This is a genomic window from Streptomyces sp. SudanB182_2057 (assembly GCF_964272715.1).
In the GTDB taxonomy this organism is placed as follows: Bacteria; Actinomycetota; Actinomycetes; order Streptomycetales; family Streptomycetaceae; genus Streptomyces; species Streptomyces rubradiris.
In genome coordinates this window covers 2,611,053-2,627,437 of the sequence record NZ_OZ186798.1, presented here as the reverse complement: position 1 = coordinate 2,627,437, position 16,385 = coordinate 2,611,053, and the positions used below count along the sequence as shown (strand labels likewise).

The following is a 16,385-nucleotide window of genomic DNA, read 5'->3' as shown; positions in this document are numbered from 1 at the left end:
TGAGCCGCCTGCCCCCGCCCCACCCGTGCGGTCCTGGCCCGTGGACGATCTGCCCGGGCTCGACCCCGACCCGTTCCTGGACGACCTGCTGCGCGACGAGCCGGTCGCCCGGATCAGGCTCCCGTACGGCGAGGGCTGGGCCTGGCTGGTCACCCGGTACGAGGACGTCCGCCTCGTCACCTCCGACCCGCGCTTCTCCCGGGCACGGGTCGTCGGCCGCGAGGTCACCACCATGCGCCCGGTGCCGGTCGCCTCGCAGACGGCCGGCCTGCAGTACGTCGACCCGCCCCGGCACACCCGGTTGCGCCGGGTCGTCGCCCGCGCGTTCACCGGGCGGAGCATGCGGCGGCTGCGTCCGCTCGCCGAGCGCCGGGCCGCCGACCTGCTCGACGGGATGGCCCGCGGCGGCGCCCCGGCCGACCTCATGGAGCACCTGCACGGCCCGTTCCCACTCGCCGTGCTCCGCGACTTCCTCGGCGTGGCCGAGGAGGACCGGCAGGACTGGGCCGCGACCGGCGAGGCCCTGCTGTCGGCGGGCGCCGAGTCCGAGGAGCGGGCCCGGGAGGCGGCGCGGGCGACCCGGGAGCGGATCGCCGGACTGCTCCGGCGCCGCCGCGAAAAGCCCCGCGAGGACCTGGCCGGGGTGCTGGCGCGGGCCGCCGCCGAGGGCGAGATCACCGACGACGAGGCGGTCTCGCTCGCGATCGCCGTCCAGGTCAGCGGCGGCCACGCGGTCCGCAACAACAGCGGCTCGATGATGTACGCGCTGCTCACCCACCCCGCGCACCTGGACCGGCTGCGCCGCGAGCCGGAACTGCTGCCCCGGGCCGTGGAGGAGCTGTTCCGCTACGTCCCGCACCGCAACGGCGTCGGCATCCCCCGGATCGCCACCGAGGACGTGGAGGTCGGGGGCCGGCTGATCCGCGCCGGTGACGTGGTCTACAACGCCTATCTGGCCGCCAACCGCGATCCCCGCGTGTTCCCTGGCCCGGACGCCCTGGACTTCGACCGGGACCACCTCGCCCACCTGGCCTTCGGCCACGGCCCGCACCACTGCCTGGCCGCCGTGATGGCCCGCATGGAGGCCGAGGTCATGATCGGCGCCGTCCTCACCCGCTTCCCCGCCCTCCGGCTGGCCGTACCGCCCGAGGAGGTCGAGTTCCAGCGCCGGGGCCTGATCCGCGGCCCGCGGACCCTGCCGGTGACCTGGTGAGGACGGGCTTTCCGGGCCACCGCAGTGGATCTGCGACACTGGAACCACCATGCCCAAGCCCGGAGAACTCACTTTTGTCGCGCCGCGCGGAGCCAAGAAGCCGCCGCGGCATCTCGCCGACCTCACGCCCGCCGAGCGCAAGGACGCGGTGGCCGGGATCGGCGAGAAGCCGTTCCGTGCCAAGCAGCTCTCGCAGCACTACTTCGCGCGGTACGCGCACGACCCGGAGCAGTGGACCGACATCCCCGCCGGTTCGCGTGCCAAGCTCCAGGAAGCGCTGTTCCCGGAGCTGATGACCGTCGTCCGCCACCTGTCCACCGACGAGGGCGCCACCCGCAAGACGCTGTGGCGGCTGTTCGACGGCACGCTGGTCGAGTCCGTGCTGATGCGCTACCCGGACCGGGTGACCATGTGCATCAGCTCGCAGGCCGGCTGCGGCATGAACTGCCCGTTCTGCGCGACCGGGCAGGCGGGGCTGGACCGGAACCTGTCCACCGCGGAGATCGTCCACCAGATCGTGGACGGCATGCGGGCGCTGCGCGACGGCGAGGTGCCCGGGGGGCCCGCGCGGCTGTCCAACATCGTCTTCATGGGGATGGGCGAGCCGCTCGCCAACTACAACCGGGTCGTCGGGGCCATCCGGGCGCTGACCGACCCCGCACCGGACGGGCTCGGGCTCTCCCAGCGCGGGATCACCGTCTCCACCGTCGGCCTGGTGCCGGCCATCCACCGGTTCGCCGACGAGGGCTTCAAGTGCCGGCTGGCGATCTCCCTGCACGCCCCCGACGACGAGCTGCGCGACACCCTCGTCCCCGTGAACACGCGGTGGAAGGTGCGCGAGGTGCTGGACGCGGGCTTCGAGTACACCGAGAAGTCGGGCCGCCGGCTGTCCATCGAGTACGCGCTGATCCGGGACATCAACGACCAGGCGTGGCGCGGCGACCGGCTCGGCCGGCTGCTCAAGGGCAAGCCCGTGCACGTCAACCTCATCCCGCTGAACCCCACGCCGGGGTCGAAGTGGACGGCGTCCCGGCCGGAGGACGAGAAGGCGTTCGTGGAGGCCATCGCCGCCCATGGTGTGGCCGTCACGATCCGGGACACCCGTGGTCAGGAGATCGACGGAGCCTGTGGTCAGCTCGCGGCCACCGAGCGGTAATCTGACCAGGTCCACATATCTTCATATTCCGACAGGGGAGCGCCACAGCGCTGAGAGTGCGGCAACCGGGCCGCAGACCCTCTGAACCTCGCCCAGGTCATTCTGGGTAGGAAGTTCGGTCATCACTCAAGCTGTTGCGCCCTGCCCGGGCCGCCCGCGCGGCGGCCCGGGCAGGGCCGCGTCTCTTCCTGGCCAACCCCCAGGAGGACATCCAGTGCACAACAAGACCCTCGTGGCCGTGGCGGCGGGGCTCGGCCTGCTCGCGCTGTCCGCGTGCGGGGCGACGGACTCCGGGGCGTCCTCGGACCCCAAGACCGTCACCCTCGTCAGCCACGACTCGTGGAACGTCTCCAAGAGCGTCGTCAAGGACTTCGAGAAGCGCTCCGGGTACAAGCTCCGGGTCCTCAAGGACGGCGACGCCGGGCAGGCTGTCAACAAGGCGATCCTGACCAAGGACAACCCGCAGGGCGACGTCTTCTTCGGCGTGGACAACACCCTGCTCTCCCGCGCCCTGGACAACGGGCTGTTCCAGCCCTACGAGCCGAAGGGCGCCGGCTCCGTCCGGCCGGAGAACCGCGTCGACCAGGACAAGCACCGCGTCACCCCCGTCGACACCGGCGACATCTGCGTCAACTACGACAAGGCCTGGTTCAGCGCGCACAAGCTGACCCCGCCGCAGACCTTCGCCGACCTGGCCGAGCCCGCGTACAAGAACCTCCTCGTCACCGAGGACGCGGCCACCTCCTCGCCGGGCCTCGGCTTCCTGCTCGGCAGCGCCGCGGAGTTCGGCGACCAGGGCTGGCCGGAGTACTGGAAGAAGCTCAAGGCCAACGGCGTCAAGGTGGTCGACGGCTGGGAGCAGGCGTACTACCAGGAGTTCTCCGGTTCCTCCGAGGGCAGGAAGGCCGGCGGCGACCGGCCGCTGGTGGTGTCGTACGCCTCCTCCCCGCCCGCCGAGGTGATCTACGCCAAGAAGCGGCCCGCCACCGCCCCGACCGGGGTGGCGCACGGCACCTGCTTCCGGCAGACCGAGTACGCCGGGCTGCTGAGCAACGCGAAGAACCCCGAGGGCGGCAAGGCGCTCCTCGACTTCCTGCTCACCCGGGAGTTCCAGCAGGACATGCCGCTGAACATGTTCGTCTACCCGGTCGTGGAGGGGGCCGCCGTGCCCGCCGACTTCACCGAGTACGGTCCGGCCGCCAAGGACCCCGAGACCCTGGCCCCCGGCAAGATCGCCGCCAACCGCGACCAGTGGGTCTCCGCGTGGAAGTCGCTCGTACTGAAGTGACGGCCAAGGCGCGAGGCCGCCGCGGGAGCGCGACCCGGCTCGGGCTGATGGCCCTGCCCGTCGCGTTCTTCGCGCTGTTCTTCGCCTGGCCCGTCGCCGCGATCGTCACCCGCGGGCTGAGGACGGACGGCACCTGGCACCTGGGGCGGATCGCGGACGTCGTCACCCGCCCCGACATCCGGCACGTGCTGTGGTTCACCACCTGGCAGGCGCTCGCCTCCACCGCGCTCACCCTGCTGCTCGCCCTGCCCGCCGCCTACGTCTTCGCCCGCCTCGACTTCCCCGGCAGACACGTGCTGCGGGCCGTCGTCACCGTGCCGTTCGTGCTGCCGACCGTCGTCGCCGGCAGCGCCTTCCTGGCCCTGGTCGGGCGGAACGGCCTGCTGGACGAGCTGTGGGGGATACGGCTGGACACCACGGTGTGGGCGATCCTGCTCGCCCACGTCTTCTTCAACTACGCGGTCGTCGTCCGCACCGTCGGCGGGCTGTGGGCCCAGCTCGACCCCCGCCAGGAGGAGGCCGCGCGCATGCTGGGCGCCTCGCCGTTCACGGCCTGGCGCCGGGTCACCCTCCCGGCGCTCGGGCCCGCCGTGGCCGCCGCCGCCCTGATGGTGTTCCTGTTCACCTTCACCTCCTTCGGCGTGGTCCAGATCCTCGGCGGCCCCACCTTCTCCACCATCGAGGTGGAGATCTACCGGCAGACCTCCGAGCTGTTCGACCTGAGCACGGCCGCCGTCCTCACCCTCGTCCAGTTCGCCGCCGTCGGCGCGATCCTCGCCGTGCACGCCTGGACGGTACGGCGGCGGGAGACCGCGCTGCGCCTGGTCGACGCCTCCGTCACCGCCCGCCGGCCGCGCGGGGCCGGGCAGTGGGCGCTGCTCGCAGCCGTCCTCGCCACCGTCGCCCTGCTGCTGGTGCTGCCGCTCGGCGTCCTCGTCCGCCGCTCCCTCGACGCACCCGGCTTCGGCTACTACCGGGCGCTGACCGACCCCGACGGCGGTACGTTCCTGGTGGCGCCGGTGCAGGCGGTGTGGACCTCGCTCCAGTACGCCGTCGCCGCCACCGCCATCGCCGTCGTGATCGGCGGCCTCGCCGCCGCCGCGCTGGCCCGCCGGGACGCCGGACGGCTGGTACGGGGCTTCGACGCGCTGCTGATGCTGCCGCTCGGCGTGTCCGCCGTCACCGTCGGCTTCGGCTTCCTGATCGCCCTCGACGAACCGCCGCTGAACCTGCGCCAGTCCTGGATCCTGGTGCCGCTCGCCCAGGCCCTCGTCGGCGCCCCCTTCGTCGTACGCACCATGCTGCCCGTGCTGCGCGCGGTGGACGTACGCCTGCGGGAGGCCGCCGCCGTGCTCGGGGCCTCGCCCTGGCGGGTGTGGCGGGAGGTGGACCTGCCGCTGGTGCGGCGGGCGCTGCTGGTCGCGGCCGGCTTCGCGTTCGCCGTGTCGCTCGGCGAGTTCGGGGCGACCGTGTTCATCGCCCGGCCCGACAATCCCACGCTGCCGGTCGCCGTGGCCCGGCTGCTCGGCCGCCCCGGCGACCTCAACTACGGCCAGGCGATGGCCCTTTCGACCATTCTGATGGTGGTGTGCGCCGTCGCGCTGCTCGTCCTGGAGCGGCTGCGCACCGACCGGACGGGGGAGTTCTAGATGCTGCTGAGCCTGGATGCCGCGACCGTGCGCTTCGGCGGGCGGGCCGTCCTGGACGGGGTCGGCCTGGAGGTCGCCGAGCACGAGGTGGTGTGCGTGCTCGGGCCCAGCGGCAGCGGGAAGTCGACCATGCTGCGGGCGGTCGCCGGGCTGCAACCCCTGGACTCCGGGCGGGTGTTTCTCGACGGCCGGGACCAGGACGGGGTGCCCGCGCACCGGCGCGACGTCGGCCTGATGTTCCAGGACCATCAGTTGTTCCCGCAGCGGGACGTCGGCGCCAACGTGGCCTTCGGGCTGCGCATGCACGGTGTCGCCCGGCGCGAACGGGACGCCGAGGTGGGCCGGTTGCTGGACCTGGTCGGACTGCCGGGGGCCGCCCGGCGGGCCGTGGCCGCGCTGTCCGGCGGGGAGCAGCAGCGCGTGGCCCTCGCCCGGGCGCTCGCCCCCCGGCCCCGGCTGCTCATGCTGGACGAGCCGCTCGGCCAGCTCGACCGCTCGCTGCGCGAACGCCTCGTGGTGGAACTGCGGGAGCTGTTCGGCCGGCTGGGCACGACCGTGCTCGCCGTGACCCACGACCAGGGCGAGGCGTTCGCGCTGGCCGACCGGGTGGTGGTGATGCGGGACGGGCGGATCGCGCAGTCCGGGACGCCCGTCGAGGTGTGGCAGCGGCCCGCCGACGCGTTCGTGGCCCGCTTCCTCGGCTTCGAGAACGTGGTCCCGGCGACCGTCGCCGGCACGGCCGCCGACAGCCCCTGGGGCAAACTGCCGGTGCCCGACGGCTCGGCACAGGGCAGCCGTACGGTCCTGGTCCGCCCGGCCGGGGTCCGGCTGGTCCCCGCCGACCAGGGCCTGCCCTGCACGGTGACCGCCCGCACGTTCAAGGGCTCCCATGTGGCCGTCCACCTCCAGCCGGCGGACGGCCCGCGACTGGAGGCGGCCTGCGCGCTGCGGGACGCGCCCGAGCCCGGCGCCCCGGTCGGCGTGGAGTTCGACGCGGCGGAAATCGCCGTACTGGACTGATCGTTCGCCCTAGGGTGAGGTCATGCCCGAACTCACCCATGACCGCTACTGCGACGAAATAGCCGACCAGGTCGACCGGTTGAGGGCCGTGGTGACCTCCGGCGCCGACCTGTCCGCGACCGTGCCGACCTGCCCCGACTGGTCGCTGGAGGACCTCCTGCGGCACGTGGGCGGCGCCCTGCGCTGGGTGGACGCCCTGGTGCGCGGCCGGGCGCGGGAGAACATCCCCGACGAGCGGGTCCCGCTGTTCGGCGGGCCGGCGCGGCGCGGGGACGCGGCGGCGCTGGACGCCTGGCTCGCGGACGCCGGGGAGCGGGTCGTCGGCGCGCTGCGCGAGGCCGGCCCGGACGCCGAGGTGTGGTCCTGGGCCTGGGCGCCGACCGCCGGTTTCTGGGCCCGCCGGGTGACGCACGAGATCACCGTGCACCGCGCCGACGCCACGCTCGCCGCCGGACTGCCCTACGAGGTCGCGCCGGACATCGCGGCGGACGCGCTGGACGAGTGGCTCCAGCTCGTGGAGTGGGTGCAGCGCAACACGGCCGACGAGCGGGCGCGCGAGCTGCGCGGGCCGGGCCGCTCCCTCCATCTGCACGCCACCGACGCCGACCCGGCCCTGAACGCCGAATGGCTGATCGAGCTGGGCCCGGACGGTGTGCGCTGGCGGCGCGGGCACGAGAAGGCCACGGTCGCCCTGCGCGGACCGCTCACCTCCGTGCTGCTCGCCTTCTACCGCAGGCTGCCGCCGGACGGCCCCGGCCTGGAGGTGCTGGGCGACCGGGAGCTGCTGGAGTTCTGGCTGGAGCGGGCCACGTTCGGCTGAGCCGGGGCCCGGCCGCGCACGCCGGGCCGGTTCGCGCCCCCGCCCCGCTGCCCGCCCCGGTTTCGCGGCGGTCAGCGGCTCAGGGGCAGGGCCGACAGCGCGGCGATCGCCAGGACGAGCGGGCCGAACAGGGCCGGCAGGGCGGCGGCGCGCAGCGCGGCGGCCCCGCGCAGCAGGGCGGGACGCGCGCCCAGGCGGAGCAGCGCGGCGGTGGTGCCCGCGCGGTACTGGCGGGCCTCCACGGCAGCGGTCAGCAGGGTGGCGAGCGTGGAGCCGCCGACGACGAGCGCGCCGAGGGCGGACAGCGGCCCGAAGGCCGGTTCCGGGCCGCCGGACAGCTCGGTCAGCGCGGTCAGGGCGCACCCGGCGGACGCCACCGCGCAGACCACGCCGAGGGGACGGCCGATCCGGGCGGCCTCCGCCATCAGGCCCCGGCCGGCCAGCAACCGCAGCGCACCCGGCCGCCGGGCCTGGAGGAGCCTGCCGCACAGGTGGGTGAGGCCGGGGCCGGCCAGCACCAGGCCGGTGCCGGTGAGGAGCCAGCCGAGGAGGACGGCGAGGGCGGGGACGGGGACGGACCGGCCGGCGTAGGCCTGCGCGGCCAGCCCGGCGGTGACGAGGGCGACGCCCCAGGGCAGACCGGCGGGGGCCCCGGCTCCGGTGTCCGGGACCGGCGGCTCCGGCGCGTCGTCCGGCACCGGACGGTCGCCGCCGTCCGCCTCCAGGACGACGGCCGTCACGGCACGCCCGTCTCCGGCCGCCGCCATACGCCCGTCCCCGGCCGTCGCGGTGCGCCCGCTCCCGGCCGCCACGCCGCGGCCGTCCCCGGCCGCCACCGCCCGGCCGTCACCGGGTGCCGAGGGGAGCCGGGTCCCGAACCTGCCGTAGGCCCCGAACGTCTCCGGTCCGGCCGGGCCGCCCGGGGCACCGAACCGGCCGAACCGCCGCGCGGCCCGGGCCGGTGGGCGGGGGTCGCGCGGCCGGAGCGCCACGGCCACCGCCACCGTCGCCGTGACCGGGGGCACGGTCAGCAGGGTGGCGGCCGCCGGGACCGGGAGGGGGTGCCCGGCGGCCAGGAGCCCGGCCGCCGCGCCGTCGAACGGCAGGCCGGTGAGGTCGCCGCGAAGATGCAGGAAGAACAGCAGGGCCAGCATCGACCCCAGCGAGCAGGACAGGGCCGTCGTCAGCGCCGAGACGGCCATGAGCCGGGCCGGGCCGAGACCCACGGCGGACAGGCCGGGGCGCGGCCGGGTGCCGGGGTCGGTGCGGGCCACCGCGAGCGCCAGGTACACCGTGGCGGCGAGCGGCGCCGCGCACCAGGCCAGCCGCAGCGCGGCGGCGTCGGCGGCCTCCGGGTGGGCCACGGCGCGGCCGAGGCTGGACAGCAGCAGCAGGCCGGTGCCCGCCGAGGCCGCGGCCACCAGCAGGCGGCGCAGCTGGACGGCGGGCCGGGCGGCGCGGGTCAGGCGGAGAGCGAGCACGCGGCCCGGCCTTCCGCGTCGGGGGCGTCCGGCAGGTGCACGGTGTGCACGCGGCGCCCGTCCAGCAGGGCCACCGTGCGGTCGGCGAGGGCGGCGGTGTCGGGGTCGTGGGTGGCGAGGACGACCGTGATGCCGTGCGAGCGGGCGGCCGTGGCCAGGGTGCGCAGCACATGGGTGCGGTCGGCGTGGTGCAGGGGCGCGGTCGGCTCGTCGGCGAACAGCACGTCGGGGCCGGGAGCGAGCGCGCGGGCGATGGCGACGCGCTGGCGCTCGGCGTGCCGCAGCGCGCGCGGGCGGCAGCGTGCCTTGTCGCCGACATCCAGCCGCTCCAGCCACTCCAGCGCGCACACCTTGGCCCGGCGGCGGCCGGCGCCGCGCAGCATCAGGGGTAGGGCGGCGTTCTCCCAGACGTTCAGCTCGGGGACGAGGACGGGCTCGGGGTCGATCCAGCCGAAGCGTTCCCGCCGCAGCCGCTCGCGGGCGGTGGGACCGAGGGTGTGCAACGGTGAGCTGTTGAACCAGACCTCGCCGGAGCGCACCGGCAGCAGGCCGGACAGACAGCGCAGCAGGGTCGTCTTCCCGCTGCCGCGCGGTCCGCTGACGGCGAGGATCTCACCCTGGCGCACACCGAGCGAGATCCCGGCCAGGCCGGGGGAGCCGTCGCGGTGCGTGAAGTGCAGGGAGCGTGCCCAGAGCACGTCGTTGTCCGGTGGGGCCTCCATGGCGTACACCTCGGTTCTGATCCGTTTTCCCGGGCCTCGTTCCCCCATATGGGCGAACGAAGCCTGGGCCGATCGGTCACTGGCACGCTAGGCAGCTCCCGGACGGGAGCCCGGACAGCACGCGGCCCCGGGCCGCCGTTCTCACTCGAACGGACGGGCACCGGGGCCGGCTCGGTCATCCGGTCGGATGATCAGAGCTTGGTCCACGCCTCCGTGAGGGTGGCCCGCAGGATCTGCTCGATCTCGTCGAAGGTCTCCTGGGTGGAGATCAGCGGCGGGGCGAGCTGGATGACCGGGTCGCCGCGGTCGTCGGCACGGCAGTACAGGCCGTTGTCGAACAGCGCCTTGGAGAGGAAGCCGTACAGGACGCGCTCGGTCTCCTCCTCGTTGAAGGACTCCTTGGTGTTCTTGTCCTTCACCAGCTCGATGCCGTAGAAGAAGCCGTTGCCGCGGACGTCGCCGACGATCGGCAGGTCGTGCAGCTTCTGCAGGGTCTGCAGGAAGGCGCCCTCGTTGTCCAGCACGTGCTGGTTGAGGTTCTCCCGCTCGAACAGGTCGAGGTTGGCCAGGCCCACCGCGGCGGAGACCGGGTGGCCGCCGAAGGTGTAGCCGTGCAGGAAGGTGTTGTCGCCCTTGTAGAACGGCTCGGCGAGGCGGTCGGAGATGATGCAGGCGCCGATCGGGGAGTAGCCCGAGGTCATGCCCTTGGCGCAGGTGATCATGTCCGGGACGTAGCCGAACTTGTCGCAGGCGAACGTGGTGCCGAGGCGGCCGAAGGCGCAGATGACCTCGTCCGAGACCAGCAGGACGTCGTACTTGTCGCAGATCTCGCGCACGCGCTGGAAGTAGCCGGGGGGCGGCGGGAAGCAGCCGCCGGCGTTCTGCACCGGCTCCAGGAAGACCGCGGCGACGGTGTCCGGGCCCTCGAAGAGGATCTGCTGCTCGATCTGGTCGGCGGCCCAGCGGCCGAAGGCCTCGGGGTCGTCGCCGAACAGCGGCGCGCGGTAGATGTTGGTGTTCGGCACCTTGTGCGCGCCCGGCACCAGCGGCTCGAAGGGGGCCTTCAGGCCCGGCAGGCCGGTGATGGACAGGGCGCCCTGCGGGGTGCCGTGGTAGGCGACCGCGCGGGAGATGACCTTGTACTTGGTGGGCTTGCCGGTCAGCTTGAAGTACTGCTTGGCGAGCTTCCAGGCGGTCTCGACGGCCTCGCCGCCGCCGGTGGTGAAGAAGACCTTGTTCAGGTCGCCGGGGGCCTCGTTGGCCAGGCGCTCGGCCAGTTCCACGGCCTTCGGGTGGGCGTAGGACCACACCGGGAAGAAGGCCAGCTCCTGGGCCTGCTTGGCGGCGGTCTCGGCGAGTTCCGTGCGGCCGTGACCGGCCTGGACCACGAACAGACCCGCGAGACCGTCGAGGTAGCGCTTGCCCTTGTCGTCGTAGATGTAGGTGCCCTCACCCCGGACGATGGTCGGGACGGGGGAGTTCTCGTACGAGGACATGCGGGTGAAGTGCATCCACAGGTGGTCGTACGCGGTGCGGCTGAGGTCCTTGGTGCTCACGGTTATCGGGTCCTCACGGTTATCGGGTTCCCCACATGTAGGTCTGCTTCTTGAGCTTCAGGTAGACGAAGCTCTCGGTGGAGCGCACCCCGGGCAGGGCCCGGATGCGTTTGTTGATGACGTCCAGCAGGTGGTCGTCGTCCTCGCAGACGATCTCGGCGAGGATGTCGAACGAGCCCGCGGTCATCACCACGTACTCGACTTCCGACATGTCAGTCAGCGCGTCCGCGATCGACTCGACATCGCCCTCGACGTTGATCCCGACCATCGCCTGCCGGCGGAAGCCCACGGTCAGCGGGTCCGTGACGGCGACGATCTGCATCACGCCCTGGTCCAGCAGCTTCTGCACGCGCTGGCGCACGGCCGCCTCGGACAGGCCGACGGCCTTGCCGATCGCGGCGTACGGCCGGCGGCCGTCCTCCTGGAGCTGCTGAATGATGGCGAGGGAGACGGCGTCCAGCTGGGGACTGTTGCCGTTCCTTGACTCGCGGGACGAGTCCCTCTGGTCTGCGCTTCGACTGGCCACGACCTCACTGTGCACCAGGTCTCGACAGTTTCGCAAGGCCCAATCGATGAAATCCGTTGTTTGGGAGTCGCGACCTTGCGGATTTCGCAGATGGAGTGCCGGTGGGGGTGTTGAAAACGTGGGTACGGCGATTAGGGTGGGTGTCTCAGCGATTGGACAGCCAGAACCAGATCAGGAGGCCGGCAGTGAGCACCGAGCTGCGTCGTCTGCGCAACTACATCGACGGTGAGTTCCGGGACGCCGCCGACGGACGGACCACCGAGGTGGTCAACCCCGCGACGGGCGAGGCGTACGCGACCGCGCCGCTGTCCGGGCAGGCGGACGTCGACGCCGCCATGGAGGCCGCCGCCCGCGCCTTCCCGGCCTGGCGTGACACCACCCCCGCCGAGCGGCAGAAGGCCCTCCTGAAGATCGCCGACGCGTTCGAGGAGCGCGCCGAGGACCTGATCGCGGCCGAGGTGGAGAACACGGGCAAGCCCATCGGGCTGACCCGCTCCGAGGAGATCCCGCCGATGGTCGACCAGATCCGCTTCTTCGCGGGCGCGGCCCGGATGCTGGAGGGCCGCTCGGCCGGCGAGTACATGGAGGGGATGACCTCCATCATCCGCCGCGAGCCGGTCGGCGTCTGCGCGCAGGTCGCGCCGTGGAACTACCCGATGATGATGGCCGTGTGGAAGTTCGCCCCGGCCATCGCGGCGGGCAACACGGTCGTGCTGAAGCCCTCGGACACCACCCCCGCCTCCACGGTCCTGATGGCCGAGATCATGGGTTCCGTCCTGCCCAAGGGCGTCTTCAACGTCATCTGCGGCGACCGCGACACCGGCCGCATGATGGTCGAGCACGAGACCCCGGCGATGGCCTCCATCACCGGCTCCGTGCGCGCGGGCATGTCCGTCGCCGAGTCCGCCTCCAAGGACCTCAAGCGGGTCCACCTGGAGCTGGGCGGCAAGGCCCCGGTCGTGGTCTTCGAGGACACCGACATCGCCAAGGCCGCCGAGGACATCTCCATGGCGGGCTTCTTCAACGCAGGCCAGGACTGTACGGCCGCGACCCGCGTCCTCGTCCACGAGTCCATCCACGACGAGTTCGTGGCCGCGCTCGCCAAGGCCGCGACCGAGACCAGGACCGGGCAGCCGGACGACGAGGACGTCCTGTACGGCCCGCTGAACAACCCCAACCAGCTCAAGCAGGTCTCCGGCTTCATCGACCGCCTCCCGGCCCACGCCAAGGTCGAGGCGGGCGGCGAACGGGTCGGCGACAAGGGCTACTTCTACGCCCCGACCGTCGTCTCCGGCCTCAAGCAGGACGACGAGATCGTCCAGAACGAGGTCTTCGGCCCGGTCATCACCGTCCAGTCCTTCACCGACGAGGACCAGGCCGTCGAGTACGCCAACGGCGTCCAGTACGCCCTCGCGTCCTCGGTGTGGACCAAGGACCACGGCCGCGCGATGCGCATGTCCAAGCGGCTCGACTTCGGCTGCGTGTGGATCAACACCCACATCCCGCTGGTCGCCGAGATGCCCCACGGCGGCTTCAAGAAGTCCGGCTACGGCAAGGACCTGTCCGCGTACGGCTTCGAGGACTACACGCGCATCAAGCACGTGATGACGTCCCTGGACGCGTAAGCACCGCGCGCGGCGGCACGGCCCCGGACGGGCCCACCATCCTGTCCGGGGCCGTGCCGTGTTTTCCGGCCGGACCTGATCGACAAGGTGTCGGACAGGCGCCGGACCGCTCGACGCAGCGTCGATTGTCGCTCCGGGCGACGAAACGGCATGCTTCCGGGGTGCTCCAGACTTCCTCTCCCGTGTCCGCGCCGTCCCGCCGTTCCCTGCTCGCCGCCCTGGGCGTCACCGCCGCGCTCGGTGCGCTGTCCGGGTGCGGGGTGCCCGCCGCGTACGTCAAGCCCGCGGACCGCTCCGCGCCCGACGCGTCCGCGGCCGACAAGAGGCTGACCTGGGCCAACTGGCCGTTGTACATCGACACCGACGACGCCAACCCGAACCGGCGGCCCAGCCTGGAGGGGTTCGCCGAGCGCACCGGGATCTCCGTCGACTACGTGGAGGAGATCAACGACAACGACGAGTTCTTCGGCAAGATCAGCCCCTCGCTGATGAACCACCGGTCCACCGGCCGGGACCTGATCGTCATCAGCGACTGGATGTGCGCCCGGTACGTCCGGCTGGGCTGGGTCCAGGAGATGGACCGCGCCCACCAGCCCAACGTGGCGCGCCACCTGGACCCGCTGCTGCGCTCGCCCGCCTTCGACGAGGGCCGCCGGTTCACCGTGCCGTGGCAGTCCGGGATCACCGGCATCGCCTACAACCGGCGCAAGCTCGGCCGGGACATCCGGCACGTGAAGGACCTCTGGGCATCCGACCTCAAGGGCCGGGTGACCCTGCTGTCCGGCCTGGACGAGGCGTTCGCGCTGCTCATGCAAGGCGATGGCGTGGACATCACCCGCTGGACCGCGGACGACTTCCACCGGATGTGCGACCGGATCGAGCGGGAGGTGCACCGGGGCCAGATCCGCCGCTTCACCGGCAACGACTACACCAAGGACCTGGTCAGCGGGGACGTGCTGGCCTGCCAGGCGTACTCCGGCGATGTCATCCAGCTCCAGGCCGACAACCCCGACATACGCTTCGTCGTCCCCGAGGAGGGCGCCGAGCTGTGGTCGGACTCGCTGATGATCCCCAACCGGGCCCGCCACAAGGCCAACGCCGAGCGGCTGATCGACTACTACTACCAGCCCGAGGTCGCCGCGAAGCTCGCCGCCTGGGTCAACTACGTCTGCCCGGTCCCGGCCGCCCGGGAGGTGCTGGCCGCCGACCCGGACAAGGACACCGCGGCCCTCGCCGACAACCCCCTGATCTTCCCGGACCCCGTGATGCGCGAACGCCTGGCCGTCGCCCGCGACATCACCTCCGCACAGCGCCCGGAGTTCACCCGTCGCTGGAACGGCATCGTGGGCCTGTGAGCCGCCGGCCCCGGCGCGCGGGGCAGGATGAACCCATGGCCAAGGACACGAACAAGGGCAAGGACAAGGGCGAGGACAAGGCCTTCCCGTTGCCGCGCGGGGCGACGGGTCTCCCCGGCCCGGGGGACACCGGCCCGCTGCCCGAGACCGACCTGCGGACGTTCCGCAGCGCCCTGTACGAGGCCGCCCGGATCGCCGGGGGCACGGTGGGCGAGGTGGAGGAGCGGTCCCGTCCCCGCTCCTTCCACCTCGGGTCGGTCCTCGACCGCGCGGGCGAGACCGTCGTCCTGTGCCACGCCCACCACCCGTGGATCGCGTTCGCCCCGGAACGCCGGAACTGGTACGACGAGGAGTTCCTCGCACCGCCCCCATGGGCCCGCGCCTTCACCGACGCAGGACTCACGGTGCTCGGCCGGGAGCGGCTCACCGCACCGCTGTCCGCCGTGGACACCTCGGCGCTGACCCGGGACGAGTGGCGCGGCATCCGCCTGTACCACCTCACCACGCTGGGCGGAGTGCTCTTCAACGCCTTCGACTGACACCACCGGGACCGCCGCGGTCACACCTGCTCGTCCAGCGCGCGGCTCACCGCCGCCGCCGTCCGGCGCACGGCCGGGGCGAGGCGGGGGGAGTAGGCGGTCGTCGGGGCGGTCAGGGAGACGGCCGCCACGGGAGCGCCGGACCGGAACACCGGTGCCGCGAAGGCCAGTTCGCCCAGCCGGTGCTCCTCATGGGCCTCGGCCAGACCGGCCGCGCGGACCCGGGCCAGGTGGGCGGCGAGCCGGCCCGGGGCGGTGAGGGTGCGGGGGGTGTGCCGCTCGGCGGTGGCCGGGGCCGGGAGCAGACCGTGGGCCAGCAGGACCTGGCCCGCGGCCGTGGCGTGCGCGGGCAGCCGTGCGCCGGTGACCAGGCACAGGGCGGTACCGTCGGCCGGGATCACCACGTCCGCGTGTCCGCCGGTGCGCGCGGTGAGGGCGCGCAGCGCCGGCAGGGCCGTGTCCAGCAGGCCGCGCGGGCAGGGGGCGGCGGCGCCGAGCGTACGGATCCGGGTGCCGAGGCGGTAGGAGCCGTCCGCGCCCCGCTCCAGCCCGCCCCAGGCCACCAGTTCCCGCACCATGCGCAGCGCGGTCGGCACGGGCAGCCCCGTGCGGCGGGCGATCTCCGTCAGGCGCAGCGTGACCGGCGCGTCCACGAACGCGTCCAGCACCGAGAAGACCCGCCCCGCGACACTCTCCGCCATCCGTCCCCCGTCCGCCCGCGTTTTCGCCCAGTGAAAGCCGGGCGTTGCCGCCGGCCGGCCCCGCCCGCGAGGGTCAACGCATGAACCTCGATCTCTCTTCCGACCAGTTGCTGTCCACCACCCGTGCCGTCCGCCACCGCCTCGACCTCACCCGTCCGGTGCCGCGCCGGCTGCTGGAGGAGTGCGTGGACCTGGCCGTCCAGGCGCCGAGCGGACGCAACCGGCAGCGCTGGCACTTCGTCGTCGTCACCGACCCCGGGCGGCGGGCCGCCCTGGCCGACGTGTGGCGGGCCGGGGTGACCGCGCCCGGCGCGAGCGAGCCGCTCCCGGAGCGGGACGTGCGGCGGGCGTCCGTGGCCCGGATGGACCGGGTGTACTCCGGCACCGCGCACCTGTACGCGCACCTGCACGAGGTCCCGGCGCTCGTCGTGCCGTGCGTGGAAGGCCGTACAGACCACGCCCCGGTCCTGCGCCAGGCCGGCACCTGGGGTTCGATCCTGCCGGCCGTGTGGAGTTTCATGCTCGCCGCCCGCGCCCGGGGCCTGGGCACCTGCTGGACCACCGGGAACCTGGTGGACGAGCGGGAGTCGGCCCGGGTGCTCGGGATCCCGTACGACGACGTGATGCAGGCGGCGCTCATCCCCGTCGCCTACACCCTCGGCACCGACTTCCGGCCCGCGCCCCGCGTCCCCCGGGACCGGGTGCTGCACTGGGACCGGTTTTGAACGCGTTCA

Annotated in this window: 15 protein-coding genes; 10 read left to right on the top strand and 5 right to left on the bottom strand. The window is 73.1% G+C overall.

Features of this window, described 5'->3' with window-relative positions:
* Positions 1-40: 40 nt before the first annotated feature.
* The 6 genes from ACSURM_RS11025 to ACSURM_RS11000 all read left to right on the top strand — a co-directional run bounded on the left by ACSURM_RS11025 (position 41) and on the right by ACSURM_RS11000 (position 7,146).
* Complete coding sequence (locus ACSURM_RS11025) at positions 41-1,213, top strand: cytochrome P450 (RefSeq protein WP_436954832.1); 1,173 nt, start codon at positions 41-43, stop codon at positions 1,211-1,213.
* Between the two features lie 49 nt (positions 1,214-1,262).
* Complete coding sequence (gene rlmN / locus ACSURM_RS11020) at positions 1,263-2,369, top strand: 23S rRNA (adenine(2503)-C(2))-methyltransferase RlmN (protein WP_344349252.1); 1,107 nt, start codon at positions 1,263-1,265, stop codon at positions 2,367-2,369.
* A gap of 214 nt (positions 2,370-2,583) precedes the next feature.
* Entirely contained in the window at positions 2,584-3,657 is a 1,074-nt protein-coding gene (locus ACSURM_RS11015; protein WP_436954831.1) for a thiamine ABC transporter substrate-binding protein, read from the top strand.
* A 47-nt stretch (positions 3,658-3,704) separates the two neighbouring features.
* Positions 3,705-5,306 (top strand): ABC transporter permease, encoded by a 1,602-nt coding sequence (locus tag ACSURM_RS11010; RefSeq protein ID WP_436954830.1) that lies wholly within the window; start codon positions 3,705-3,707, stop codon positions 5,304-5,306.
* The gene (locus ACSURM_RS11005; RefSeq protein ID WP_436954829.1) at positions 5,307-6,326 is read left to right on the top strand and encodes an ABC transporter ATP-binding protein; all 1,020 of its coding nucleotides are present in this window, start codon (positions 5,307-5,309) and stop codon (positions 6,324-6,326) included. It abuts the gene before it with no gap.
* Between the two features lie 22 nt (positions 6,327-6,348).
* On the top strand, positions 6,349-7,146 hold the full coding sequence (locus ACSURM_RS11000; protein ID WP_436954828.1) for a maleylpyruvate isomerase family mycothiol-dependent enzyme: 798 nt from the start codon (positions 6,349-6,351) through the stop codon (positions 7,144-7,146).
* Positions 7,147-7,217: 71 nt separating this feature from the next.
* On the opposite strand, the gene ACSURM_RS10995 is transcribed toward ACSURM_RS11000, so the two are convergent.
* The 4 genes from ACSURM_RS10995 to ACSURM_RS10980 form a co-directional block, all read right to left on the bottom strand.
* Positions 7,218-8,627: a hypothetical protein gene (locus ACSURM_RS10995; protein ID WP_436954827.1), complete on the bottom strand. Its 1,410-nt coding sequence runs from the start codon at positions 8,625-8,627 to the stop codon at positions 7,218-7,220.
* The gene (locus ACSURM_RS10990) at positions 8,609-9,349 is read right to left on the bottom strand and encodes an ABC transporter ATP-binding protein (protein WP_436954826.1); all 741 of its coding nucleotides are present in this window, start codon (positions 9,347-9,349) and stop codon (positions 8,609-8,611) included. The genes ACSURM_RS10995 and ACSURM_RS10990 overlap by 19 nt, the downstream gene beginning before the upstream one ends.
* A 191-nt stretch (positions 9,350-9,540) precedes the next feature.
* A complete protein-coding gene (locus ACSURM_RS10985; protein WP_289971173.1) occupies positions 9,541-10,905 on the bottom strand; it encodes an aspartate aminotransferase family protein in 1,365 nt (454 codons plus the stop codon).
* A 19-nt stretch (positions 10,906-10,924) separates the two neighbouring features.
* On the bottom strand, positions 10,925-11,446 hold the full coding sequence (locus tag ACSURM_RS10980) for an Lrp/AsnC family transcriptional regulator (protein ID WP_030785039.1): 522 nt from the start codon (positions 11,444-11,446) through the stop codon (positions 10,925-10,927).
* Between the two features lie 170 nt (positions 11,447-11,616).
* Between ACSURM_RS10980 and ACSURM_RS10975 the strand changes: the two genes are divergently transcribed.
* The 3 genes from ACSURM_RS10975 (at position 11,617) to ACSURM_RS10965 (ending at position 14,950) form a co-directional block, all read left to right on the top strand.
* Entirely contained in the window at positions 11,617-13,056 is a 1,440-nt protein-coding gene (locus tag ACSURM_RS10975) for a gamma-aminobutyraldehyde dehydrogenase (protein ID WP_436954825.1), read from the top strand.
* A 161-nt stretch (positions 13,057-13,217) separates the two neighbouring features.
* Positions 13,218-14,411 carry an ABC transporter substrate-binding protein gene (locus ACSURM_RS10970; RefSeq protein ID WP_436954824.1) on the top strand — a complete coding sequence of 398 codons (1,194 nt, stop codon included), beginning with the start codon at positions 13,218-13,220 and terminating at the stop codon, positions 14,409-14,411.
* A 35-nt stretch (positions 14,412-14,446) separates the two neighbouring features.
* Entirely contained in the window at positions 14,447-14,950 is a 504-nt protein-coding gene (locus ACSURM_RS10965; RefSeq protein WP_436954822.1) for a hypothetical protein, read from the top strand.
* A gap of 20 nt (positions 14,951-14,970) precedes the next feature.
* Here ACSURM_RS10965 and ACSURM_RS10960 read toward each other — a convergent pair whose 3' ends face one another.
* Positions 14,971-15,651 carry an IclR family transcriptional regulator gene (locus ACSURM_RS10960; RefSeq protein WP_436954821.1) on the bottom strand — a complete coding sequence of 227 codons (681 nt, stop codon included), beginning with the start codon at positions 15,649-15,651 and terminating at the stop codon, positions 14,971-14,973.
* Positions 15,652-15,731: 80 nt separating this feature from the next.
* Between ACSURM_RS10960 and ACSURM_RS10955 the strand changes: the two genes are divergently transcribed.
* Positions 15,732-16,376: a nitroreductase family protein gene (locus tag ACSURM_RS10955; RefSeq protein ID WP_436954820.1), complete on the top strand. Its 645-nt coding sequence runs from the start codon at positions 15,732-15,734 to the stop codon at positions 16,374-16,376.
* Positions 16,377-16,385 lie beyond the last annotated feature (9 nt).

Coding starts and splice junctions, on each gene's coding strand:
- rlmN (WP_344349252.1), top strand. CDS start 1,263: ATGCCCAAGCCCGGAGAACTCACTTTTGTCGCGCCGCGCGGAGCCAAG.
- ACSURM_RS11010 (WP_436954830.1), top strand. CDS start 3,705: ATGGCCCTGCCCGTCGCGTTCTTCGCGCTGTTCTTCGCCTGGCCCGTC.
- ACSURM_RS11005 (WP_436954829.1), top strand. CDS start 5,307: ATGCTGCTGAGCCTGGATGCCGCGACCGTGCGCTTCGGCGGGCGGGCC.
- ACSURM_RS11000 (WP_436954828.1), top strand. CDS start 6,349: ATGCCCGAACTCACCCATGACCGCTACTGCGACGAAATAGCCGACCAG.
- ACSURM_RS10990 (WP_436954826.1), bottom strand. CDS start 9,349: ATGGAGGCCCCACCGGACAACGACGTGCTCTGGGCACGCTCCCTGCAC.
- ACSURM_RS10965 (WP_436954822.1), top strand. CDS start 14,447: ATGGCCAAGGACACGAACAAGGGCAAGGACAAGGGCGAGGACAAGGCC.
- ACSURM_RS10960 (WP_436954821.1), bottom strand. CDS start 15,651: ATGGCGGAGAGTGTCGCGGGGCGGGTCTTCTCGGTGCTGGACGCGTTC.
- ACSURM_RS10955 (WP_436954820.1), top strand. CDS start 15,732: ATGAACCTCGATCTCTCTTCCGACCAGTTGCTGTCCACCACCCGTGCC.